This window comes from Acinetobacter indicus, from assembly GCF_009914475.1.
Lineage (GTDB): Bacteria > Pseudomonadota > Gammaproteobacteria > Pseudomonadales > Moraxellaceae > Acinetobacter > Acinetobacter indicus.
Map to the genome: position 1 here is coordinate 44,017 of NZ_CP045198.1, position 23,044 is coordinate 67,060.

General features: G+C 44.7%; 22 protein-coding genes. 20 read left to right on the forward strand and 2 right to left on the reverse strand.

Annotation, left to right across the window (positions count from 1 at the left end; all coding sequences use genetic code 11):
• Positions 1-6: 6 nt before the first annotated feature.
• A complete protein-coding gene (locus GA693_RS00660; RefSeq protein WP_005182363.1) occupies positions 7-360 on the reverse strand; it encodes a DUF4124 domain-containing protein in 354 nt (117 codons plus the stop codon).
• A 707-nt stretch (positions 361-1,067) separates the two neighbouring features.
• Here GA693_RS00660 and GA693_RS00665 point away from each other — a divergent pair.
• From GA693_RS00665 to der, 19 genes are all read left to right on the forward strand, one after another.
• Positions 1,068-2,795: an acetolactate synthase 3 large subunit gene (locus GA693_RS00665; protein ID WP_035363671.1), complete on the forward strand. Its 1,728-nt coding sequence runs from the start codon at positions 1,068-1,070 to the stop codon at positions 2,793-2,795.
• Positions 2,792-3,283 carry an acetolactate synthase small subunit gene (ilvN, locus tag GA693_RS00670; protein WP_005182370.1) on the forward strand — a complete coding sequence of 164 codons (492 nt, stop codon included), beginning with the start codon at positions 2,792-2,794 and terminating at the stop codon, positions 3,281-3,283. The genes GA693_RS00665 and ilvN overlap by 4 nt, the downstream gene beginning before the upstream one ends.
• Positions 3,284-3,387: 104 nt before the next feature.
• Positions 3,388-4,404 (forward strand): ketol-acid reductoisomerase, encoded by a 1,017-nt coding sequence (gene ilvC / locus GA693_RS00675; RefSeq protein ID WP_005182373.1) that lies wholly within the window; start codon positions 3,388-3,390, stop codon positions 4,402-4,404.
• Between the two features lie 1,143 nt (positions 4,405-5,547).
• A complete protein-coding gene (locus GA693_RS00680) occupies positions 5,548-6,069 on the forward strand; it encodes a hypothetical protein (protein ID WP_160241615.1) in 522 nt (173 codons plus the stop codon).
• Between the two features lie 69 nt (positions 6,070-6,138).
• Complete coding sequence (locus tag GA693_RS00685; protein ID WP_016659537.1) at positions 6,139-6,843, forward strand: fimbrial biogenesis chaperone; 705 nt, start codon at positions 6,139-6,141, stop codon at positions 6,841-6,843.
• 20 nt (positions 6,844-6,863) lie between these two features.
• Positions 6,864-9,164 carry a fimbria/pilus outer membrane usher protein gene (locus GA693_RS00690; RefSeq protein WP_160241614.1) on the forward strand — a complete coding sequence of 767 codons (2,301 nt, stop codon included), beginning with the start codon at positions 6,864-6,866 and terminating at the stop codon, positions 9,162-9,164.
• A gap of 14 nt (positions 9,165-9,178) precedes the next feature.
• Positions 9,179-9,598, forward strand: a complete 420-nt coding sequence (locus tag GA693_RS00695) for a hypothetical protein (protein ID WP_005182377.1) — start codon at positions 9,179-9,181, stop codon at positions 9,596-9,598.
• A gap of 167 nt (positions 9,599-9,765) precedes the next feature.
• A complete protein-coding gene (locus GA693_RS00700; protein WP_160241613.1) occupies positions 9,766-11,049 on the forward strand; it encodes a glycosyltransferase family 4 protein in 1,284 nt (427 codons plus the stop codon).
• Positions 11,050-11,081: 32 nt separating this feature from the next.
• Positions 11,082-11,633: a phosphatase PAP2 family protein gene (locus GA693_RS00705; RefSeq protein ID WP_104470590.1), complete on the forward strand. Its 552-nt coding sequence runs from the start codon at positions 11,082-11,084 to the stop codon at positions 11,631-11,633.
• Between the two features lie 94 nt (positions 11,634-11,727).
• Complete coding sequence (gene iscX, locus GA693_RS00710; protein WP_005182385.1) at positions 11,728-11,928, forward strand: Fe-S cluster assembly protein IscX; 201 nt, start codon at positions 11,728-11,730, stop codon at positions 11,926-11,928.
• A 109-nt stretch (positions 11,929-12,037) separates the two neighbouring features.
• A complete protein-coding gene (gene ndk, locus GA693_RS00715) occupies positions 12,038-12,469 on the forward strand; it encodes a nucleoside-diphosphate kinase (RefSeq protein WP_005182388.1) in 432 nt (143 codons plus the stop codon).
• A 122-nt stretch (positions 12,470-12,591) separates the two neighbouring features.
• Positions 12,592-13,827 carry a 23S rRNA (adenine(2503)-C(2))-methyltransferase RlmN gene (gene rlmN, locus GA693_RS00720; RefSeq protein WP_005182389.1) on the forward strand — a complete coding sequence of 412 codons (1,236 nt, stop codon included), beginning with the start codon at positions 12,592-12,594 and terminating at the stop codon, positions 13,825-13,827.
• Positions 13,828-13,847: 20 nt separating this feature from the next.
• The gene (gene pilW, locus GA693_RS00725; protein WP_104489142.1) at positions 13,848-14,648 is read left to right on the forward strand and encodes a type IV pilus biogenesis/stability protein PilW; all 801 of its coding nucleotides are present in this window, start codon (positions 13,848-13,850) and stop codon (positions 14,646-14,648) included.
• Positions 14,639-15,427, forward strand: a complete 789-nt coding sequence (locus tag GA693_RS00730) for a helix-turn-helix domain-containing protein (protein WP_160241612.1) — start codon at positions 14,639-14,641, stop codon at positions 15,425-15,427. The genes pilW and GA693_RS00730 overlap by 10 nt, the downstream gene beginning before the upstream one ends.
• Positions 15,428-15,449: 22 nt before the next feature.
• Positions 15,450-16,571 (forward strand): flavodoxin-dependent (E)-4-hydroxy-3-methylbut-2-enyl-diphosphate synthase, encoded by a 1,122-nt coding sequence (gene ispG / locus GA693_RS00735; protein ID WP_005182396.1) that lies wholly within the window; start codon positions 15,450-15,452, stop codon positions 16,569-16,571.
• Positions 16,572-16,574: 3 nt separating this feature from the next.
• A complete protein-coding gene (gene hisS, locus GA693_RS00740) occupies positions 16,575-17,870 on the forward strand; it encodes a histidine--tRNA ligase (RefSeq protein WP_160241611.1) in 1,296 nt (431 codons plus the stop codon).
• Positions 17,871-17,900: 30 nt separating this feature from the next.
• Positions 17,901-18,605: a YfgM family protein gene (locus GA693_RS00745; RefSeq protein ID WP_160241610.1), complete on the forward strand. Its 705-nt coding sequence runs from the start codon at positions 17,901-17,903 to the stop codon at positions 18,603-18,605.
• The gene (bamB, locus tag GA693_RS00750) at positions 18,602-19,750 is read left to right on the forward strand and encodes an outer membrane protein assembly factor BamB (protein ID WP_160241609.1); all 1,149 of its coding nucleotides are present in this window, start codon (positions 18,602-18,604) and stop codon (positions 19,748-19,750) included. The genes GA693_RS00745 and bamB overlap by 4 nt, the downstream gene beginning before the upstream one ends.
• Positions 19,751-19,924: 174 nt before the next feature.
• Positions 19,925-21,337: a ribosome biogenesis GTPase Der gene (gene der, locus GA693_RS00755; RefSeq protein WP_005182406.1), complete on the forward strand. Its 1,413-nt coding sequence runs from the start codon at positions 19,925-19,927 to the stop codon at positions 21,335-21,337.
• Positions 21,338-21,402: 65 nt separating this feature from the next.
• On the opposite strand, the gene GA693_RS00760 is transcribed toward der, so the two are convergent.
• Positions 21,403-22,179: an SDR family oxidoreductase gene (locus tag GA693_RS00760; protein ID WP_160241608.1), complete on the reverse strand. Its 777-nt coding sequence runs from the start codon at positions 22,177-22,179 to the stop codon at positions 21,403-21,405.
• 100 nt (positions 22,180-22,279) lie between these two features.
• Here GA693_RS00760 and mazG point away from each other — a divergent pair, with 100 nt between their 5' ends.
• Entirely contained in the window at positions 22,280-23,041 is a 762-nt protein-coding gene (gene mazG, locus GA693_RS00765) for a nucleoside triphosphate pyrophosphohydrolase (RefSeq protein WP_160241607.1), read from the forward strand.
• Positions 23,042-23,044: the final 3 nt, after the last annotated feature.

Consider the following 23,044-nt stretch of genomic DNA (forward strand, 5'->3'; position numbering starts at 1 on the left):
AGAAACTTAAAAAACTTGCGGATTGGCACGTTCCTGTTGGGCTTGCTGCAGGGCAGCATTGGCTTCACGTTGCTGTGAATCCATCTCGGGAGCGGTTGCTGGCGTGTTCGCTGTCTGTGCTGTGGTTGGACTGTGCGTATTATTCGCTGCCGCCGTTTGCGCTGAAGTCGTTGGGGCAGAGTTGCGCCAACCGTAAGTATCGACTTTGCCGTGTTTCTTGGCATTTTTCGGTGGCGGGGTGGTGGTGTAATGGGTTGAACCATTGGCATCGACCCATTTGTAGTACTGTTTGGCCATCACATTGGCGCTGGCCAGTGCGACTACTGAACATAATCCCCAAGTTAAAATAGAGCGATTCATCTTGTTATCCTCATGCTGTATTCAGCTGATCAATCTGCGCGTTTATCTTAGCAATAATTGGCGCCAAAGTTGATTAATTTTTAGGCTGGAAGATGAAAAATAACAGCATGAATCTGCGCCTGAATATCCTCGGCTGTTGTATCTGAAATAACCATTTTACTGCTGCAGAATGATCCATTTTGATGGGTGAATTATAAATAAACGATTTTTTATTTAATAAAATTCATTCATTTTTTTTATGTATTTTATATTTAAAATTTATGTGAAATAAAGGCAAACACATGAAATATCATGTTTTATAACGGAAATTTAAATTTTTCTATGTAATGCTTGAAAACCAGATATGTTTAAAAAACAGGCACACAGCCAAGTTTAGAAAAAAAGCCAATTTTTAAACTTGACTTTAGGGGACGAAACTACAAAAATGCTGTCTTTAGTTTTATATGCCTTAGATCGATCACCCTTCGAATAAGTGTCATGTCATGCAATGGGCAACTTCTCTAGCCGAGAAGCTGAACAAAGCTGTGAAACGTGTTTATCCCAACATGTTTTTAGATCTCATATTGCTCAATCAGTAATCAGATCACAAATTTTTCCTATTGCGATGAAAACTATGAAATATGTGTGCTATAACAGTGCAACAATGAATTAATGAAACGCTGCAAATGCCTCCCATTTCGCAGTGATTAAGATTAGGGTGAATCACGTTGGAACTTTTATCTGGTGGTGAAATGCTCGTTCGTGCATTAGCGGACGAAGGCGTTGAACATGTATTTGGATACCCAGGCGGCGCCGTTTTACACATTTACGACGCGTTCTTTCAACAAGACAAAATCAATCATTACCTTGTGCGCCATGAACAGGCAGCAGGCCATATGGCTGATGCTTACTCGCGCGTAACCGGTAAGACCGGTGTGGTGCTGGTGACTTCAGGTCCAGGTGCAACCAACACCGTTACCCCAATTGCAACAGCCTATATGGACTCCATTCCAATGGTGATTCTGTCAGGTCAGGTTGCTTCTCATTTAATTGGTGAAGATGCGTTCCAGGAAACCGATATGGTGGGGATTTCCCGACCAATCGTAAAACACAGTTTCCAGGTGCGTCATGCCAGCGAAATTCCATCAATTATTAAAAAAGCATTCTATATCGCGTCATCTGGCCGTCCTGGTCCGGTTGTGGTTGATATTCCAAAAGATGCGACCAATCCGGCAGAAAAATTTGCCTACGAATATCCTGAAAAAGTGAAGATGCGTTCGTATCAACCACCACATCGTGGTCACTCAGGTCAAATCCGTAAAGCGATTGATGAACTGATTCATGCCAAACGTCCAGTGATTTATTCAGGCGGTGGTGTGGTGCAGGGCAATGCCGCAGCACAGTTAACTGAGCTGGCGCATATTCTGGGTTATCCGGTGACCAATACCTTAATGGGCTTGGGCGCATTCCCGGGTGATGATCCGCAATTCATCGGCATGCTCGGTATGCACGGTACCTATGAAGCCAACATGGCCATGCACAATGCAGACGTGATTCTGTGTGTCGGCGCGCGTTTCGATGACCGTGTCACCAACAATCCGGCAAAATTCTGTCCGAATGCTAAAGTCATTCATATTGATATTGACCCGGCAACAATTTCTAAAACCATCATGGCGCACATTCCAATTGTGGGCGCAGTTGAACCTGTACTCCAGGAGATGCTGGTACAGCTGAAACAGATGAATGTGTCGAAGCCAAATCCTGAAGCGATTGCAGCATGGTGGGAGCAGATCAATGAATGGCGTAAAGTTCATGGTTTGAAATATGAAAAGCCAACTGATGGCACCATGAAGCCACAACAGGTGGTGGAAGCTTTAGATAAAGTGACCAATGGTGAGGCCATTATTACTTCTGACGTTGGTCAGCATCAGATGTTTGGTGCGCTTTACTACAAATACAAGCGTCCACGTCAATGGATCAACTCGGGTGGCTTGGGCACCATGGGTGTAGGTTTGCCTTATGCAATGGCTGCGAAATTGGCATATCCAGACCAGCAGGTGGTGTGTATTACTGGTGAAGCATCCATCCAGATGTGTATTCAGGAACTGTCGACCTGTAAGCAATACGGTTTGAACGTGAAAATTCTGTGCCTGAACAACCGTGCCTTGGGTATGGTAAAACAGTGGCAAGATATGAACTATGAAGGTCGTCACTCAAGCTCATATGTAGAGTCTTTACCTGACTTTGCCAAGCTGATGGAAGCGTATGGTCACGTGGGAATCCAGATTGACCATGCCGATGAGCTTGAATCGAAGCTGGCTGAAGCCATGGCCATCAATGATAAATGCGTATTTATTAACGTGATGGTTGACCGTACTGAACACGTTTATCCGATGCAGATTGCCGGTCAGTCCATGAAAGATATGTGGTTAGGAAAAGGGGAGCGTACAGAATGAGACACATTATTTCCGTTCTCGTTGAAAACGAAGCTGGTGCGCTTTCTCGTTTAGTGGGCTTGTTCTCTCAACGTGGTTATAACATTGAGACGCTGAACGTAGCACCGACTGAAGACCCGACTTTGTCACGTTTGACACTCACTACTTATGGTGATGACCACAAAATTGAGCAGATTACCAAGCAGCTGAACAAGCTGGTTGAAGTGGTCAAAGTGGTAGATTTGTCTGAAGGTGCGCATATTGAGCGTGAACTGATGCTGATTAAAGTCAAAGCACTGGGTTCAGCACGTGATGAAATCAAGCGTACTGCCGATATTTTCCGTGGTCAGGTGGTCGATGTGACACCAACGACCTATACCATTCAAATTGCCGGTACCACAGAAAAGCTCGATGGCTTTATTGATGCGTTGGCTGAGAACACCATTCTGGAAGTGGTGCGTTCAGGCGTATCGGGTATCGCACGTGGCGAAAAAGTTTTAACTATTTAATTTAACAACGAATTCACCTCTCTCGGCTGGGAGAGGCGCTAGCAAGCTGAATAATGAAATTGCCCTAGCGGACAGGAATCAAAAGCATTTAAGCGGAGACAGCAATGCAAATTTTTTACGATAAAGACTGCGACTTATCTATCATCCAATCTAAGAAAGTAGCGATCATTGGTTACGGTTCACAAGGTCACGCGCATGCGCTTAACCTTAAAGATTCTGGCGTTGACGTAACTGTTGGTTTACGTGCTGGTTCAGCTTCTTGGAAAAAAGCTGAAAATTCAGGTCTTAAAGTTGCTGAAGTTCCTGCTGCAGTTGCACAAGCTGACGTGGTGATGATCTTGACTCCAGACGAGTTCCAAGCGCAACTTTATCGTGACGTGATTGAGCCAAACATCAAGCAAGGCGCGACTTTAGCATTTGCTCACGGTTTCTCTGTTCTTTATAACCAAGTTGTTCCACGTGCTGACTTAGACGTAATCATGGTTGCACCTAAAGCACCTGGTCACACTGTACGTTCTGAATACCAACGTGGTTCAGGTGTTCCTGATCTTATCGCGATTCACCAAGATGCTTCTGGTAACGCACGTAACCTTGCACTTTCTTACGCTTCAGGCGTAGGTGGTGGCCGTACAGGTATCATCGAAACTTCTTTCCGTGAAGAAACTGAAACTGACCTGTTCGGTGAGCAAGCGGTTCTTTGTGGTGGTGCAGTTGAACTGGTTAAAATGGGCTTCGAAACTCTGGTTGAAGCGGGTTATGCGCCTGAAATGGCTTACTTCGAATGTCTACACGAACTTAAATTGATCGTTGACTTAATGTTCGAAGGCGGTATCGCGGACATGAACTACTCTGTATCAAACAACGCTGAATACGGCGAATATGTAACAGGTACTGAAGTCATCAACGAACAGTCTCGTGAAGCAATGCGTAATGCGCTTAAACGTATTCAATCTGGCGAATACGCGAAGATGTTCATCCAGGAAGGTGCTTTAAACTACCCATCTATGACTGCTCGTCGTCGTCAAAACGCTGCTCACGGTATCGAAGTAACTGGTGCTAAATTGCGTGCGATGATGCCTTGGATTCAAGCAAACAAAATCGTTGATAAAGAAAAGAACTAAGTTCTAATTTCTGAGCCAAAAAGCCCTTGTGTTTCACAGGGGCTTTTTTATGTCATTTAAAAATAGAGCTTACTGAGTTAAGTTAACTTCCGTGCCTTAAAGAAAAGAAAGCAGTGCTTTTCTTTCCTTGCACTTCACTCAGAACAGTGTTCTGAGCTTGCTCATACCTTGGATTCAAGCAAACAAAATCGTAGACAAAGAAAAGAACTAATTTCTCGAATCATTTGATTTGAACGCGAAGACCCACTCACTAGAGTGGTTTTTTTACATTTAATATTGTGTGCCTTGCTTCATTCAAAGGAGTGCTTTTCTTCCTTGTACTTCATACAAAACACTGTTTTTTACTTCTTACGCTTCACTTAAAGTGCTGCTTTGACGTCGCTGCCAGATCATCTGCCCCAAAAATAACTACTGTACTGAGTGAGATGGCTAATCACGCTGGGTCACTAAATTGGCTGAAAAATACTTTTATTTAGAAGAATTATTTTTTACTCAGATTAAAAGTCGAGTGAAAAATGAATAAATGCGAAAAAAGTAAAAAATGAATCAGGAATAAAACAGATTGGGCTGCTTTGGTTTTTTCTGATGGGGTTTATGTATTTTATTATTTCTTCCTGACAGTTTATTGAATAAGGCTATCCCCACTACTAAGTATTTTATATTTAAAATAACAATCAAATAATCTGTTTAAATTGTCAGGCTTTTTAAAAATATGTGAAATTTCAACTAATTTTTGGTGGAAAATTCCAATATTCTAGGGAAAACTAAAAAAAAGTGTAATAAATGTAAAGGAATGTTTATTAAGGATATTTAATATTTTTTATAAAAAACATCTATTTGTTTTTATCTTAAAAAACTGGTTAGAAAAAAATTCCCTAAAAATAGTGACCCAAGTAGCAAGGAGAATTTGGGTCACCAAAAAAAGAGAATTAGCCCAAAAACAGTCGATTAAGCAAGAAAAATAATTTTAAAAAATAAATGCTTAGCCTTGTGTGAAAAATCCCGTATAGATGGTTTTTTCTGTGGAATACCTACAATAAAAGGACTTGCTCAGGATCGGGTTTTAATCAGTCTAAAGACATTCTGGTTTGGGTGAGTGATTAGAAAAATGGTTCTTATATTAAAGTTATGGAGAAACACGACATGTCTACATTAATTAAAACAGCTATGGCGGTATTATTTGCAGGTACTTGCTCATCAGTAATTTATGCAACAGAAGCTGAAACAGCTGGTAAACCAGGTGGTAAACATAACTGGAATAACTGTACAACTTTAGGTTGTGAAAAAGATATTCCAATTAAACTAGAAGTTCCAAAAAAATGTGAAATTAAAGGCGGATCAGCAATTGAGTTGAGCAAAGCCGGTGGTACCAAAACATCTAACTATACAGTAAGAAGTAATACTCACTATGTATTAAATATTACAACTGCAAACAATGGTACCAATGCAAGTACATATGTTAAGCATGAAGATGATGGCACAGTACGTATTCCAACTACAATCACAACAACAAAAACAGGTGGTGGTGCAATTGCTTGGGGTAACAGTAACCATGATGGTCTAGCAGATGATGTCTATACTGTTTCGGTTACTAACTCGGCAGTAGCTCCATTCCAGCGTGCAGGTACATATTCAGACACTTATAAAATCAAAGTGTTCTACTAATTTAGTGTTTCGCCTAACTTGGTCTTCGGACCAAGTTAGGCTTTTTCGTTATAAAAGCTGGGGAATAATATGAAAAAAATAATAGCCTTTTTAGTTTCATCGCTGTGTTATGCATCTGCAAGTTATGCAGGTGTTTCTATTGACCCGGTTCAGATGTATATCAACAGTCAGGCTAAACAAAGAACCACAACGCTTACTTTAGAATCTACAGATGAAACTGAAGCAAAAATTTTTGAAATTAAAGCCTTTAAATGGACGCAACAAGGCAATGGTGAGAATGTTTTGGTACCAGATGACACCCTTATTTTAAATCCCAAAAACTTTATTCTGCAGCCGAATGGCAAACAGACTATCCGTGTTGGTTTTAATCGTCCTTTAGAGTCGGTACTCACCGGTAATCAGGAGGGTGCATGGCGCATTCTGGTAGAAGAAATTCCACAGGCCGTGAAAGAAACTTCAGTTAACTTTCTGCTCAGCTTTAACCTGCCTTTATTTGTCGGTAAGCAGGAAGATACGAACGTTAAATTTAATATTGAGAATAACCGGCTGGTTGCACAAAATCAGGCCAATTCGCATGTTCAGATTAATAATTTGAAGATTGTTGATGCCAATAAGAAGGAAGTGTTTAAGGCCGATACTATGGCTTACTTATTGGCCAAAATGAATTACAGCTATGAGTTAAATGGAACCAAGATTGCAGATCCAAAAAAGTATACTGTCCAATTTTTTACGGATAAGAACGATAACATGGTGGAGCTTAAATTCTCGGACTAGCGGTATAAGGGGAATTTGCGATGAATATAAAAAATCGGTGGTTTATTGTTGTTCATATTTTATTTAGCTTCGCAGCGAATGCGAATGAAAATCCGATAGAAGAAAGTCTTGCCAATCTGTGGATTAATGAACTTGATCATCATACTGATATTATTTTAATCACAGAAGGGCAGCATTATTATATGGGTTGTGATGTGCTGTCCGAACGGCAAATTCAAGTGCAAAAGTTAAAGAAACATCAGCAGCGTGCGGATTTCTGTCTGGTCAGTGAAGGCGATATTCAAGCGGTTTTTGATAGTTCATCGCAGTCCATTAAATTAACCATCCCCACTCACTATTTTCAATCCGATTTAAACGTTTTTAACCAGAAAGTGATTCCTGAAAAAGCCAGTTTTGGTGGCTTTATGAATTATGACTGGGTCTATGCCAACAGCGATTCAAATGAAGCTTATAGTGGTCTGGCCGAGTTGGGGATCTTTAAAGATTACTGGATTCTCAAGAATTCGGTGCTGTATCAGAATACCTCTGTCGAGGAGCAGGTGGTACGTTTAAATAGCAGTTTTGATCTGGAATTTCCGGAAAGCATGACCCGTCTAACCCTGGGCGACACCACAACAACCTATAACCCGTTAATTAACTCTTTGCGTTTTGCCGGTTTAAACTGGGGAACCAACTACACCGAGCGACCAAGTTTTGTCTATTGGAATATTCCAACCTTACAGGGTAGCGCGCGTATTCCATCTACTGTTGAGCTGTTTATTAACGGGGTGAGTATTTATAGCCAGAAAGTCAGCCCGGGTGATTACATGCTGGAAACAGGGGCGCAAATTCAGCAGGCGGGTGATGCACAAATTGTAGTTGAAGATGTTTTAGGTAATCGCAGTGTGCAAACTTTTCCGGTGCTGGTCACTAACCGTTTATTACGTGATGGCCTGGATGAATATAATATTGCCTTAGGTAAGCTGCGTTATAACTACAATCTGGACAGTAGCGATTATCGGGATTTCTTTGTTAATGGCTTTTACCGCAGGGGGCTGTCTAACGCAACCACCTTGGGAACCAACCTGTCCTATAGTGAAGATATTCAGAATGCAGGGGTTATGTGGACTCAGGCCATTAGTAATATTTTAATTGTAGACAGTGTGGTCATGGCCTCGCATGATGACCGGAATCAGATGAACTATTCCTATGGTTTATCCGCCAGCAAAGATTTCGGGAATTTTTCACTGGGTGCCAGTTCCAAGTATACCGAACGGGATTTTAAGTTTTTAGGCGATGATCTGGACAATGTTTCGAATTATCCAAAATTTGAAAATCTGGTGTATTTAGGGCTGACCAATGTGCCTTATGTGCATAATATTAATCTGAACTATGCTGAACAGAAATACTATGATCATCCTGAATTTGAACAGCAGAACCAGCGGGTGATCAATGTCGGATTTAACCGAAATTTTGGACGCCAATTTGCTGTTGGGCTCAGTTATTTCAATGCCTTTGGCGATCGTAAAGATTCTGGCGGGATATTATCTCTTAGTTATAATTTTGATAATGATAAATCCGTCTATTTTAGTCAGTCTGCAGACCAGAACACCAACCTGCAGCTGGTAAAAAGTGACTCGAGTCAGGTCGGCTTTGACTATGCTGTCGGTGTGAATCATCGCAATGATGACACACTTTATAATGTAAATGGCCTGCTGAAAACCAAGGTGGGTGATCTAGATTTTTACCATGTTCAGGGCAAGGAAACGCGTGACTCGCAACTGGCTTATCGTGGTGCTGTTGTCTGGCTGGGTAATCAGCTAAGTTTTACCAAAATTGTTGAACATGCTTTTGGTTTGGTCAATGTCGGGGATTATCAAGATATTGATATTCTACGCTCACTGGTTTATGTCGATAAAACCAACAAAGACGGCTATGCCTTTGTGCATGACATTATTCCTTATGTGAAATACGACATTGCCTTTGATGAAAATCAGTTACCTATCGAAGATAAAATTCTTTATTCAAGTAAACAAATTACCGCGTTAAACCAGCGCGGCTACAAAATCAATTTCCCGGTTTTCCATGCTAAACAGGTTCGTATCCGGCCGGTAGATGTCCAAAATCGCAGTTTTGTACCGGGATCAGAGCTGCATATTAACAATGAAGGTGGCGAGGTTTATCCGATTGGTTCGGATGGAACGGTCACTTTATATGGCTTGATTCCAGGGAATTATAGTGTCCGGATTAAAACCCGAGAGGCGCAAACCTGTAGCGCTGTATTACAGGTTTCAGCTCAGGCACAAGATATAACTGTACCGGTTGAACTTGTGTGTAAATAAAAGGAGTAGGGGTGATGAAAGCGAGTGTACTGTTTTTAGTCTGTTGTATCAGCAGCAGTCTGTCTCTGGCACATGCGAGACAATGCCAAATTGAGCGTTTAACGGCAACCCAATTGAATTTGAATGCCTCTTATTTAAGTCAGGCTGCGACTTCCTTTTCGGTGAATTGTGATAGTCGTTATGCTATTAAATTTAATAGCCGAAATCTGGTGAATAGTACAGGCAGCAGTTATCTGGTGAATGAGAAGAATTATAAGCTCAGAACCCAGATGAATATTAGTGGCGCCAGTTCTTCACGCTGGAATGTTCCGCTTAGTCAGGCCCCTACTGGTCAAGATAAATTTGTGGTGTTGGTTCAATTAATGGAACGTCCAACGGCAAGAACACCTGCCGGTGTATACCGGGACAGTCTATATATTAATTTGATGTTTTAATTATGCTTTAAATATTGGAAATATCGAATATTTTTCCAAGCCTTTAACTAGGCGGGTGCAATACCACGAGTTTGATACAAGTATGAAATTAATTTCATGAATTTATCATAAAACTGCAAACTGTAAGGATTATGCTGGGCAGACAACAACAACAGAGGAATACGCGGATGTCAGCGTCTTCACGCACACTGGTATTAAAGTCGCCTAATATTCCTGAGAATTTTAAATTTTATTTTAAACAGGAAAAACAAAAAAACGCGATTAATGAAGTCATTGAAATTGAAGAGCTGGTGCGACCTCGTTTAAGAATTGCGTTAGTGACAGAAACCTGGCCGCCAGAAATTAATGGTGTGGCCAATTCATTATTACAACTGTGCAAAGGATTGCAAAAACTGGGACACAAAATTCTACTGATTCGTCCTGAACAAAAACAACCTTGTACCGATTTTAGTCCCAACAAAGAATGTCTGGTCAAGGCGCACTCTATTCCGAAATATGGCCATCTGCAGTTTGGCTGGCCACAGCTGTATAAACTCTCTACCGCCATGGATGAGTTTGAGCCAGATATCGTGCATGTGGTGACCGAAGGGCCGCTGGGTCTGGCTGCGTTACAGGTAGCAAAATCCAAGCAGATTCCGGTGTCTAGCGGCTTCCACTCTGCTTTTCAGGATTTTAGCCGCTTCTTTGACTTGGCTTTTCTGGTTAAACCGATCCAGCGTTATCTGTGCTGGTTCCATAACAATACGCAACTGACCTGTGTACCCAGTACCGATACCGAGCAGTCTTTACGCCAGTTTGGTGTGGAAGGCCCACTGGTGGTCGTTGGTCGTGGGGTCGACGTCGACAGGTTCTCACCGCAACATCGTTCAGAAGCCTTACGTTTACGTTGGGACGCCGATGAACAGACCCGGGTGCTGATTTATGTGGGCCGGGTGTCACCAGAAAAAGAAGTGAATGTGGTGATTGATGCCTATCGGGCCATGCAGTCCATTGCCAAATATCCAACCAAGCTGGTGGTAGTAGGCGATGGTCCGGACCTGAAACGTCTGGAAGGGCTGAACACCGATGGCGAAGTCATTTTTATGGGCAGCTTAAGCGGACAAAAACTGGCTGAAGCTTATGCTAGTGCCGATGTGTTTGTCTTTGCCAGCCAGGTAGAAACCTTTGGCAATGTGGTGCTTGAAGCCATGGCCAGCGGCTTGCCAGTCGTGGCGTATGACTATGCCTGCGCCAATTTGCATGTCAAGCAAGATGAAACCGGCTGGCTTAGTCCACTGGGTGATGTCGCCGGAATTATGCGTTCGATTTATCAGTTACCAAGCGCAAAAGTATTAAGACAGATGGGTAAAAAAGCCCGTGAATCTACCCAGCATATCGGCTGGCAATATCCGATCCAACAATTTGAACAGGCACTTTATCGGGTGGTGCAGGAGTCGCATATGACGACCTAGATTTTAAGCTCAAGCTTAAAGGAGAGCATAGAATGAAACTTAAAAATGCAAAAATAAGAATACTTGATCTCGACTTGAAAGGCTGTTTGTATCTCAATCATTTTTCCCACTCCGAACGGGTGGCTTATTTCTTTAAAGTGGTGAGCCGCTTAGGCGACGGTTTATTCTGGTATGTCATGTTGGCCACAGTCTGGTTATGGCAGGGTCTGCTGTATGGATTACAGATTATCTACCTGCTGTTAGGTGGATCGGTCGGTACGGGCATCTATAAACTGCTTAAAAGCAAAACCGTGCGCCCCCGTCCTTATCAGGTGCATCAGGTGATTCGCCTGGGCGAGCGTCCGCTTGATCACTTTAGTTTTCCCTCTGGTCACACTTTGCACGCGGTCATGATTACCACAGTGCTGGGCTACATTCAGCCGCTACTGCTGGTGTTGATGTTACCTTTTACCATTCTGGTGGCGCTGTCGCGTATGGTGCTGGGGCTGCATTATCCCAGTGATGTGGCGGTCGGTGCACTAATTGGCGGTGTGGTGGCCAGCGGCATTATTTCGGCTGCGCCGTATCTGGAAATTGCGCTATAGCCCATTCACTGGCGGCACAGCCTTTCAAGGCTGGTACAGCATTTGCAAAATTTGCTAAAGTAGTGCATCACACTAAACTGCCTTAGGAATAGACATGGGTTTACGTTGGACAGATAGCATCGATATCGCCATTGAACTGTATGAAGCACATCCAGATGTCGATCCGCAATGGATCCGTTTTACTGACCTGCATGCCTGGGTTTGTGCACTTCCAGATTTTGAAGATGATCCGACCAAGTCAACCGAAGGTCTGTTAGAAGCCATTCAAATGGCATGGATTGACGAAGCACGTTAACAGCGACCTCAAAAAACCGATTTTTTTTACAGATTAAACGCAGAAAAAAGCCCATTTTTCGGTATAATGCGGCAAAATTTCTGTCAACTTTGACTTTAAGGAGCCAATCATGGCTATCGAACGTACATTATCTATCGTTAAACCAGACGCAGTTGCTAAAAACGTAATCGGCGAAATCTTCGCACGTTTTGAAAAAGCGGGTCTTAAAATCGTTGCAACTAAAATGAAACACTTGACTCAAGCTGAAGCTGAAGGCTTCTACGCTGAGCACAAAGAACGTGGTTTCTTCGCTGACTTAGTTGCGTTCATGACTTCTGGTCCAGTTGTTGTTTCAGTTCTTGAAGGTGAAAACGCAGTTCTTGCTCACCGTGAAATCCTGGGCGCAACTAACCCTAAAGAAGCGGCTCCTGGCACTATCCGTGCAGACTTCGCTGTAAGCATCGACGAAAACGCTGCTCACGGTTCTGACTCTGTAGCATCTGCTGACCGTGAAGTTAACTACTTCTTCGCTCAAACTGAGATTGCTCCACGTACTCGTTAATACGCAGTATTCAAACCAGATAAGTGTTATTATACTTATCTGGTTTTTTTATTCTCTGAATAATCCCTCGCTCAGATCTTGAGCATCTCCTTTCATCCTCAGACATGATTTAGGTAATACACATGAGTAATGAAGTGGTCGCTTCATCTGCAACATCTGATGAGCAGCAACAATCTTTGTCCACTCCAGCGCAATCAACTTCTGTGCAGAAAGTGAATTTACTGGGCATGTCGCGTGCTGAGCTGGAAAAATTCTTCGAAGATTTAGGTGAGAAGAAATTTCGTGCCGGCCAGGTGATGAAATGGATTCACCAGTATTTCGTGACCGATTTTGCCGAAATGACCAATATTTCAGGCAAGTTGCGCGCAAAACTGGAACAGATATGTGAAATTAAAGCGCCAGATGTGGTGCATAAAAACTATTCTAAAGATGGTACACGTAAATGGGTGTTCCGTGTCGGTGATGGTGCGGGTTCCTTGGTTGAAACCGTGCTGATTCCTGCGGAAGATAAAACCGGTTCGCGTAAGACTTTATGTATTTCCTCACAGGTCGGCTGTGCGCTGGACTGTTCATTCTGTTCAACCGGTAAACAGGGCTTTCAACGCGACCTGACCCAAGCTGAAATTATTGGTCAGCTGTGGATGGCCAACTATTCCTATATGGAAGATGTGCCGGTTGCAGAGCGTGAGCGTTCGGTGACGAACGTGGTGATGATGGGCATGGGCGAGCCGCTGCTGAACTATGATGCGGTCTTAAACTCGATGCGTATTATGCTGGATGACTTCGCCTATGGCATGTCAAAACGCCGTGTAACGCTGTCGACCTCGGGTGTAGTGCCAAAAATTGACCAGCTGGCTGAAGATATTGATGTCGCGCTGGCGATTTCTTTACACGCCACCAACGATGAACTGCGCAATGAGCTGGTGCCAATCAACAAGAAATATCCACTGGAACAGCTGATTGCAGCCTGCCAGCGTTATATCAAAAAAGATGGCAACGAAAGTGCGCGTAAGCACGTGACCATTGAATATGTCATGCTCGATGGCGTGAATGACAGCATTGAACATGCCAAAGAGATGATCAAGCTGCTTAAAGACCTGCCAAGCAAAATCAATTTAATTCCGTTTAACCCGTTCCCGCATGCGCCATATGGCCGTTCAAGCCGGAACCGGATTATTTCTTTCCAAAAAACTTTGTCTGATGCCGGATTTGTGTGTACGATTCGTCAGACACGTGGTGATGATATTGATGCCGCGTGTGGCCAGCTGGTGGGACAGGTGGCAGACCGTACCCGTCGTGCGGAACAGTGGAAAAAGAAAGTTGCAGAGCGAAATGAAATTATGCGCTCTCAAGGATAATTAAATTTAGGGGGTGTCAGTTGAGAAAGCCAAGCTTGAAATTTATTTGCACTTCTATTTTGGGGCTGACCTTAGTTGTTTCTGGTGGATGTCAGACTACCGGTGCCAAAGGTGATCCAGAAAAAGCAGTAAAGGTAAGAACTCAACTGGCAGCTGAATACATTAAAGTCAATAACTTTGATGCGGCGAAACGTGCACTTGATCAGGCACTTGAGATTAATTCTCGCGATGCAACAGCCAATATGATGATGGGCGTGCTGTTACAGCAAGAAGGAAGCAAGTTTAATGTAGAGCGAGCAGAGCGCTATTTTAAACAGGCACTTTCTATTGAGCCAAAAAATGCGCAGGCACGTAACAACTATGGTACGTATTTGTATCAGGTGGGGCGTTATAATGATGCGATTGAACATCTCCAAATAGCAGGAACAACTTTGGGATATGATCAACGTTTTCGTGCATTGGAAAATTTAGGTCGAGCTTATGTGCAACTGGGTAAATTAAAAGAGGCGGAACAAGCTTTTATTCAGGCACTACAGATTAATCGTGATGCCTATATTGCTATGCTTGAATTGGCTGAGTTGAAGTATTTCAATCAGCAACAAGCAATGGCGACAGAACTTTATGAAGATTTTGTACGCGGTGTCGGGCAAAATAATCAAGATGCTCGTGCTTTATGGATCGGGATTCGTATTGCTCGAGCAAACCAAGACAATTTGGGGACACAGGTGTTGGTCAATCAACTGCGTGCCTTGTATCCAGAGAGTCAGGAATACCAACGTTATCTGCAATTGAAATACAGTACTGAGGCCGTATGGAAGTAAATCCTAATTCACCGCAATCAAATACAAATGTAGCGCCCAATGCATTAGGAAATATCCAACGCCCAGGTGAGTATCTGCGTCAAATCCGTCAAAATCAGAAGCTTGAGCTTGAAGATGTGGCGCAAGAATTGAATATTCCGGTCAAAACCCTGATGGCGCTGGAGCAGGATGAATACAAGTCACTGCCTGAAGCGACCTTTATCAAGGGTTATTACCGCACCTACGCCAAATATTTAAAAGTCGATGCCACCAGTATCATCCAGCGTTTTGATGAAATCTATGCCAATGATACCGGCATGCTGCCGAATCATGCCCTGAATAATTCCCCAATTAAAATTATGGGCAAACTGCCTGGCTCGAATCGTGACCGTAACCGCAAATGGTTAAAACGTATTGCGCTGGCGGTAGTGGCACTGGCCTTAATCTGGATTATCATCGCGGCCGTGCAAAACTGGTCATCTTCGCAGTCGAGCGACACTGAGCAGAATATTGTGCCAATGTCTGATGTCGAAATTATTAATTTAGACAACAGCAGTGCCGTGACCGGCGATCAGCTGTCTTTAAGCTTTAACCGTCCGACGTCGGTTCATATTGTGGATTCGACCGGGAAGGTGCTGGCCACAGGCCGTCAGGCGTCCAGCTTGAATTTAACTGGTGAGGCACCATTTCAGATTCGTTTAGATGATGCAACCGCAGTGTCATTAAGTCTAAACAATGAAAATATTTCATTGTCTCCATATACCGTCAATGGCAAAGCGGAATTCCGTTTGTCGCGTTAATGGCACAGAGTAGAGCGAAATCATGATTGAGAATCCAATTCGACGCCGTCCAACCCGTAAAATTCGTGTCGGTTCAGTCTATGTGGGCGGTGATGCGCCAATCAGCATTCAGAGTATGACCAATACCGAAACCTGTGATGTCGCTGCAACGGTTGCGCAAATTCAGCGCTGTGTTGATGCTGGTGCAGACATCATGCGGGTATCGGTACCAAGCATGGAAGCCGCACAGGCTTTTGGTGAAATCCGTAAGCAGGTCTCTGTTCCTTTGGTGGCTGATATTCACTTCGACTATAAAATTGCTTTGGCTGTGGCCGATTTCGGCGCTGACTGTCTGCGGATTAACCCGGGTAATATTGGTTCGGAAGCGAAAATCCGTGAAGTGGTGGCTGCGGCTAAACATCATGATATTTCCATGCGGATTGGGGTCAATGCCGGTTCACTGGAAAAAGATATTCAAAAGAAATATGGCGAGCCGACCGGTGCGGCTCTGCTTGAATCGGCCATGCGCCATATTGATATTTTAGACCGTCTGGATTTCCAGGAATTTAAGGTATCAGTCAAAGCATCGAATGTATTTTTAACCATGGATGCCTATCGTTTGCTGTCGCAGCAAATTGATAATCCGCTACATTTAGGTGTGACTGAAGCGGGAATCTATCGGACCGGTTCGGTGAAATCAGCGATTGCCTTAGGTGGCCTGCTGATGGAAGGCATTGGCGACACCATGCGTATTTCCCTGGCAGCAGAGCCGGAAGAAGAAGTCAAAATTGGCTTTGATATTTTAAAATCGCTCGGCCTGCGTTCTAATGGCATTAACTTCATTGCCTGCCCAAGCTGTTCACGTCAGGAATTTAACGTGATTAAAGCCATGCAGATGTTGGAAGAGCGTCTGGAAGATGTCCGCACTCCAATGGATGTGTCGGTGATTGGCTGTAAAGTTAACGGTCCGGGCGAAGCCAAAGAAGCTGATATTGGCGTGGTAGGTGCAAGTCCGCGTTCACTGGTGTATCGTAATGGTGAAAAGAGCCATTTAATTGATACCAATCAATTGGTTGATGAAATCGAAACAATGGTTCGTCAACGTGTTAAAGAGCTTGAAGAAGCTAAGTCAAAAGAGATTATTCGCACAGGTTTTTCTGAGTAGATCATGAGTTCAATCGTCGCAATCAAAGGTTTTAATGACATTCTCCCAACCCAGACCCCGGCTTGGAGACGTCTGGAACAGCATCTGTCCAGTCTTATGGATGCTTATGGTTATCAGCAAATCCGTTTGCCGATGGTTGAGCAGACCCATCTGTTCAAGCGTTCCATTGGCGATGCAACCGATATCGTTGAAAAAGAAATGTACACCTTCCTGGACAAAGGCAATCCGCCAGAGTCTTTGACTTTGCGTCCTGAAGGTACTGCGGGCTGTGTACGTGCCATGTTAGAGCACAATTTACTACGTGGCGCGACCCCGCGTGTGTGGTATATCGGCCCGATGTTCCGCTATGAAAAGCCGCAAAAAGGCCGTTACCGCCAATTTCATCAGTTTGGTGTAGAAACCTTTGGGGTTGCAACGCCAGACATGGATGCCGAACTGATTTTAATGACCGCACGGTTATGGAAGCGCATGGGCGTTGCCGATAAAGTTCGCTTAGAGTTGAATACTTTGGGTGAGTCGGATGAGCGTGCTGCGTATCGTGCTGCTTTGGTTGAGTTTTTAGAAGCTCACAAGGCCGATTTAGATGAAGATTCTCAGCGTCGTTTAAGTACTAATCCACTGCGTATTTTGGACTCTAAAGATGCTAAAACACAAAGCATCTTAGAAAATGCACCGAAATTACATGATTTTATGGGTGAAGACACCATGGCGCATTTTGCCCTGTTGCAGCAGTATCTGACTGATGCCGGTGTCAGCTTCGTGATTAATCAAAAATTGGTCCGTGGTCTGGATTATTACAACAAAACCGTATTTGAATGGACCACCACCCATTTGGGTTCACAAGGGACAGTGTGTGCCGGTGGCCGTTATGATGGTCTGGTGGGGCAGTTAAAAGGCAAGCCAGAACAGTCGGTTCCGGCAGTTGGTTTTGCCATGGGTATGGAGCGTTTATTGCTTCTACTGGAACAGGTCGAAGACAACAGCCCAAGCCGCGACTGTGAAATGTTCCTGGTGGCCGATCCGGCATCACAAGGTAAAGCACTGGTGCTGGCCGAGCAGATTCGTGACCAGCTTGAAGCCAGTGGTAGTGCCATTCGTTTGAAAGTCGGCTCGCAAGGCTCGATGAAAAGCCAGATGAAAAAAGCCGACCAGTCGGGTGCACTGTATGCTCTAATTCTGGGTGAGCGTGAGTGGGAAAACCAGCGCTTTACCGTTAAAGAACTGGCCACTGCCGAGCAGTTGGATGTAGCTGTGGCAGAGATTGTGCCATTTATGATTGAAAAATTTTCTTCAAAATAAGCCAAAGAACATAAGGAAAAGGGTAATTCAATGAGCGCATTAAGTGATGATGAACAACTTGATCATTTAAAATCATTCGCTAAGAAATATGGTTCTGCAATTATTAGCGGGATTTTGATTGCGCTGATTGCCTTTTTCGGATGGCAATACTGGCAGAAGAAAAACCTGGCTGAAGATCAGACCAACACCGCCAAAGTCCAGCAACTGATGGACGAGGCGCGTGCGGCTGAAGGCGATGACAAAGCTTTCCAGAATCTGTCAACCACGGCCGATAAGATTGTGAAAGAAGCGCCAGATTCCGTCCAGGCCATTCAGACCCAGTTCTTAATGGCGAAACTGGCCTATGATCAGGGCGATTATGCCGGTGCAGAAAAAGCCTTAAAGAAAGTTGAAAATTCTAAAGTCGATGATGCCGGCTTAATGCAGGTATTAAAACTGCGTTTGGCCTATGCGCAATTGGCACAAAAGAAATATGATGAGGCACTGAAAACCTTGTCTGCCGTCAACGATCCTGCCTTTAAAGCAACAGCTGAAGAAGCGCGTGGTGATGTGTACGTGGCGAAAAACGATATTGAAAATGCCAAAAAAGCGTATCAGAACGCATGGAATGCGTTACTTGAACGTCAACAGGAACGTCAAATTTTACAAATTAAACTCGAAAGTGTCGGCGTTTTAGTTGATGATCCTGAAATTGAACATCCTGTAATCGACACACAAGTGGATGAAACTGAATGAATAGAAAATATAAGATCCCGTTTGCACTAACTGTTTTAAGCCTTGCATTGGCTGGCTGTTCAAGCAACAGCATTAAAGTTGAAAAAGTAAAACCGAATCCTTTGCCAAAACTGCAACAGGCCAAAACCCTGGTGCCTGTATTTTCTCAAAACACCTCATCGACTGCTGAAGAAGATCCGCTGCGTTTACAGCTAGATGTCGATAATGGCGTAGTATTTAGTATTGATCCTAAAGGTGAAGTGGCGGCCTATCGTGGCAAGCAGCGTTTGTGGCAGGCCGAAGTCAGCAAACAGGGGCTCAGCTCAGGTGTAGAAGCGGCAGAAGGTCTGGTGATTGTTGGGAATCAGAAAGGCCAACTGTTTGCACTGGATCAGGCCACAGGTGAGAAAAAGTGGACCGCACAATTGACTGGGGCTATTCTGGCACCTTCGCTGGTGCATGCCAACCGTGTGGTGACTATCAGCAATGATGGTATTGTCTATGCGCATAACCTGGCGACTGGCCAGCAAATGTGGACTTACAATTTGCCGAATGTCCAGTTTAGCCTGCGTGGTAGCGCTGCACCGGTAGCGGTTGATCCGCGTACCGTCCTGGTAGCAACCGCCAATGCTTATATTTATGCAATTGATGTGGTGACCGGTACGCCGCGTATGCAGCGCCGTGTGGCCATCAGTGAAGGTCGCTCCGATATTCAGCGTTTAAATGATATTGATGGCGATCCGGTAGTAGCTGGCCAGTTCCTGGTCACTACCAGCTTCCAGGGCCAGGTGACCGTCACTGATCTGGCTTCACAGCAAGTGGTTTGGAGCGAAGACCTGAGCAGCACCAAACGTCCGGAAGTGGTCGGCAATGGGGTTTTTGTCGCCAGTGCCGATGGCCGTTTAGTGGCTTATGAAATTACCAGTGGCCAGAAGCTGTGGGAAAATGACCAGTTGCTTAACCGTCGTTTAAGTAACCCGGTAATGCTGGGTCAGGACCTGGTGGTGGGAGATATGGATGGTGTCTTGCATCTGTTTAACCCGAGCAACGGTCAGCTGATTGGTCGCGCCAAAACCAGCGGTGAAGTGCGTTCTTTACGTGTCATCGACAACCAGTTATATGTTGGTACGCAAAAGGGTGCATTCAGCATTTGGCAGAACCGTTAACTTTTTGTTGCCTTATGTTAAACTAGGCGACAATTTCCGTATTTTTTAACGCGGGGTGATTGAATGTTCAATGCCCCGTGTTTTTATTCAGGTCTTTGACTGAAATTTTTTCTTCCCATTTGTTTCTGATGTTCAGACCCGTGTAGTGGACTGATCTCAAATAAAGGTTAATCTATGAAACCCGTAATTGCGCTCATTGGTCGTCCGAACGTCGGAAAATCAACGTTGTTTAACCAGATCACCAAGAGTCGTGATGCTCTGGTCGCAGACTTTGCCGGCCTGACGCGTGACCGTAAATATGGTGATGCGACCTATCAGAATAAATCCTTCATCGTGGTCGATACCGGCGGTATTGGCGAATCTGAAGGTGGTATCGATTCTTACATGGCCGAGCAGTCGAAAACCGCCATCCATGAAGCCGATATGATCATCTTCGTGGTCGATGCGCGTGCCGGTCTGCTGGCTTCGGATGAGCAGATTGCCCGTGAACTGCGTACGCTGGGTAAAAAAGTCTTTCTGGTGGCCAACAAGGTCGATGGCGTACATGCAGAAGCCGCGCTGGTTGAATTCTTTAAACTGGGGATGGGCGAGCCAATGCAAGTGGCCGCCAGCCATGGTCGCGGTGTTCAGCAGATGCTGGAAGAAGTACTGCAAGATGTGCCGGAAGATGAAAACCCGGAAGAGCGTGATGAAGACACGGGTCTGCGTCTAGCGATTATTGGTCGTCCAAACGTGGGTAAATCGACGCTGGTGAACCGTTTGCTGGGTGAAGAGCGCGTGGTTGCTTTTGACCAGCCGGGCACAACACGTGACTCGATCTATATTCCGTTTGAGCGTGAAGGGCGTAAATACACCCTGATTGATACTGCCGGTGTACGCCGTAAAGGCAAGGTTGATGAAATGATCGAGAAATTCTCGATTGTAAAAACCTTGCAGGCGATGAAAGATGCCAACGTGGTGGTTGTGGTGGTCGATGCGCGTGAAGGGATTGTCGAGCAGGACCTGCACCTGATTGGTTATGCGCTGGAAGCTGGCCGTGCCATGGTGATTGCGATCAATAAATGGGACAACATGTCTGAATATGATCGCAAGCAGTGTAAGCTGGATGTCGAGCGCCGCTTTGACTTTATTCCTTGGGCGCGTATTCACCTGATTTCAGCGCTGCATGGCACTGGGGTGGGTGATCTTTATCCATCGATTCATCGTGCTTATGAGTCTTCGCGCTTAAAAGTATCACCAGCCAAACTGACTCAGATTCTGAATGATGCAACTGAAGCGCACCATCCGCCAAAAGTGCAGGGTCGTGCCATTAAAATGCGTTATGCACACATGGGAGGCCAGAACCCGCCAACGATTGTAATTCACGGTAACAAGGTTGATAAAACCCCGGCCGATTATCGTCGTTACCTGGAAAACGTGTTCCGTAAGGTCTATAAGCTGGAAGGAACTCCGGTGAAGATTGAATTTAAAACCTCTGAGAACCCGTTTGAAGGACGTAAATCACAGGTGGATGAACGTACTGCTGCGCGTCGTCGTCGTTATGTACAGAAGTTTAAGAAAGCCGAGAAGAAATTTAAACGCGGTTAAGCGGTTTGTCACTTGATACAAAAAAAGCCCGAATCAGATTCGGGCTTTTTTATGGCCATCAGTTTCTAGTCTGGACGCCGTGCCAGCCACATATTGCTATAACGATTCACCCACTGCGGGCTTAGGCGCGACAGGGTAAACAGGAATTTGCTTTTAAATCCGACCGGCTGATGGGTGGCGGTAAATAACGAGTTTTTTCGCGTAACACAACTGAAAATTTCATCGGCCACATCTTCCGCGCTTAAATGTACCCCCATGTTTTGAATGGTGCCGGCATCCATATCTTTGACCATGGCGGTTTGCACAAATAGCGGCATTACATCCAGTACCCGGATACCGTATTTTTGCCATTCTACATCCAGCCCTTCGCTTATACCGCGTACCGCAAATTTACTGGCCGAATACGACACCAGATCGGCCTGTCCATAAATGGCCGAAGCCGACGACAGGTTCACCACCCGGGCAAAAATCGCCTGTTTTAAATAAGGCAGTGCGGCATGACAGCCATTTAGCACCCCATTGACATTAACCTGCATGGTACGCTGATGCGCCTGAATCTCGGTGTCTTCAAAAGCACCCGAATATAAGATACCGGCATTGTTGACTAAAATATTCAGCTCGCCAGCCCAGTCTACAAAACGCGCCAAAGCCGTTTGCCACTGCGCATAATCTGCGACATCCAGCCCGCCGGCTTGCGCATTGGGACCCAGCTGCTGCGCCAGTTGCTCGGCCAGTGCAAAATTTAAATCATAAATTCCGACTTTATAACCCGCCTGATAAAATAAGCGGGCCACTGCTGCACCAATGCCTTGTGCTGCGCCACTAATGAAGATACTGTGCATGTGGCTAACTCCTTGTGTTTTTGTTTTTCAAAGTATTGTTCTGTTGAGAGCATAGCAAATATTTTTGTGTAGATGATGGTTGAAGAAGGTGGAAATCGGCATGGATCAGTTATTGGCAGTGATGAAACAGCTTCGTGAGCAATGTCCGTGGGACCAGAGGCAAACCCCGGAATCGCTGACCAAGTATGCGATTGAAGAAGCCTATGAAGTCGAAGCGGCTGTGCGCAGTGGTCATGCTCAGGACGTCAAAGAGGAACTGGGCGATCTATTGCTGCAAGTGGTGTTTCAGTCGCAAATGTATAGCGAGCAGGGTGCTTTTGATTTTCAGGATGTGGTGCAGGCCATTACCGATAAAATGATTCGCCGTCATCCGCATGTATTTCAGTCCGAGCAGTTTGCGGCCTTAAGCCCTGAAGATGTCAGTGCATTGTGGCAGCAGATCAAACAGCAGGAAAAAGCCGGCAAACCTGCATCGCGCTTATCTGAGGTCAAACATGGCCCGGCCATTCAGCAGGCGCAGCAGTTACAGCACAATGTCGCACAGATTGGCTTTGATTTTCCCGATATCGCTGGCGCAATGCAGAAAGTAGATGAAGAACTGCAGGAGTTGAAACAGGCGGTGGATCGGCAAAATTCCGACGAAATTCTGGATGAGCTGGGCGACTGTTTATTTTCTTTAATTAATGTTGGCCGTAAACTGAATCTGTCCAGCGAAATGGCTTTGCTGAGTACCGTACATAAATTTAGAACCCGCTTTGCTTTCATTGAACAGCAGTTACAACAGCAGCATAAAAATATAGAACAGGTGTCGTTGGCTGAAATGGATCAGTTGTGGGAGCAGGCAAAACAACAATTAAAATGACAG

Excerpts from the sequence above, each read along its gene's own strand:
- GA693_RS00660 (WP_005182363.1), bottom strand. The coding sequence starts at position 360 with ATGAATCGCTCTATTTTAACTTGGGGATTATGTTCAGTAGTCGCACTG.
- ilvN (WP_005182370.1), top strand. The coding sequence starts at position 2,792 with ATGAGACACATTATTTCCGTTCTCGTTGAAAACGAAGCTGGTGCGCTT.
- ilvC (WP_005182373.1), top strand. The coding sequence starts at position 3,388 with ATGCAAATTTTTTACGATAAAGACTGCGACTTATCTATCATCCAATCT.
- GA693_RS00680 (WP_160241615.1), top strand. The coding sequence starts at position 5,548 with ATGTCTACATTAATTAAAACAGCTATGGCGGTATTATTTGCAGGTACT.
- GA693_RS00685 (WP_016659537.1), top strand. The coding sequence starts at position 6,139 with ATGAAAAAAATAATAGCCTTTTTAGTTTCATCGCTGTGTTATGCATCT.
- GA693_RS00690 (WP_160241614.1), top strand. The coding sequence starts at position 6,864 with ATGAATATAAAAAATCGGTGGTTTATTGTTGTTCATATTTTATTTAGC.
- GA693_RS00695 (WP_005182377.1), top strand. The coding sequence starts at position 9,179 with ATGAAAGCGAGTGTACTGTTTTTAGTCTGTTGTATCAGCAGCAGTCTG.
- GA693_RS00700 (WP_160241613.1), top strand. The coding sequence starts at position 9,766 with ATGTCAGCGTCTTCACGCACACTGGTATTAAAGTCGCCTAATATTCCT.
- GA693_RS00705 (WP_104470590.1), top strand. The coding sequence starts at position 11,082 with ATGAAACTTAAAAATGCAAAAATAAGAATACTTGATCTCGACTTGAAA.
- iscX (WP_005182385.1), top strand. The coding sequence starts at position 11,728 with ATGGGTTTACGTTGGACAGATAGCATCGATATCGCCATTGAACTGTAT.
- ndk (WP_005182388.1), top strand. The coding sequence starts at position 12,038 with ATGGCTATCGAACGTACATTATCTATCGTTAAACCAGACGCAGTTGCT.
- rlmN (WP_005182389.1), top strand. The coding sequence starts at position 12,592 with ATGAGTAATGAAGTGGTCGCTTCATCTGCAACATCTGATGAGCAGCAA.
- GA693_RS00730 (WP_160241612.1), top strand. The coding sequence starts at position 14,639 with ATGGAAGTAAATCCTAATTCACCGCAATCAAATACAAATGTAGCGCCC.
- ispG (WP_005182396.1), top strand. The coding sequence starts at position 15,450 with ATGATTGAGAATCCAATTCGACGCCGTCCAACCCGTAAAATTCGTGTC.
- hisS (WP_160241611.1), top strand. The coding sequence starts at position 16,575 with ATGAGTTCAATCGTCGCAATCAAAGGTTTTAATGACATTCTCCCAACC.
- GA693_RS00745 (WP_160241610.1), top strand. The coding sequence starts at position 17,901 with ATGAGCGCATTAAGTGATGATGAACAACTTGATCATTTAAAATCATTC.
- bamB (WP_160241609.1), top strand. The coding sequence starts at position 18,602 with ATGAATAGAAAATATAAGATCCCGTTTGCACTAACTGTTTTAAGCCTT.
- der (WP_005182406.1), top strand. The coding sequence starts at position 19,925 with ATGAAACCCGTAATTGCGCTCATTGGTCGTCCGAACGTCGGAAAATCA.
- GA693_RS00760 (WP_160241608.1), bottom strand. The coding sequence starts at position 22,179 with ATGCACAGTATCTTCATTAGTGGCGCAGCACAAGGCATTGGTGCAGCA.
- mazG (WP_160241607.1), top strand. The coding sequence starts at position 22,280 with ATGGATCAGTTATTGGCAGTGATGAAACAGCTTCGTGAGCAATGTCCG.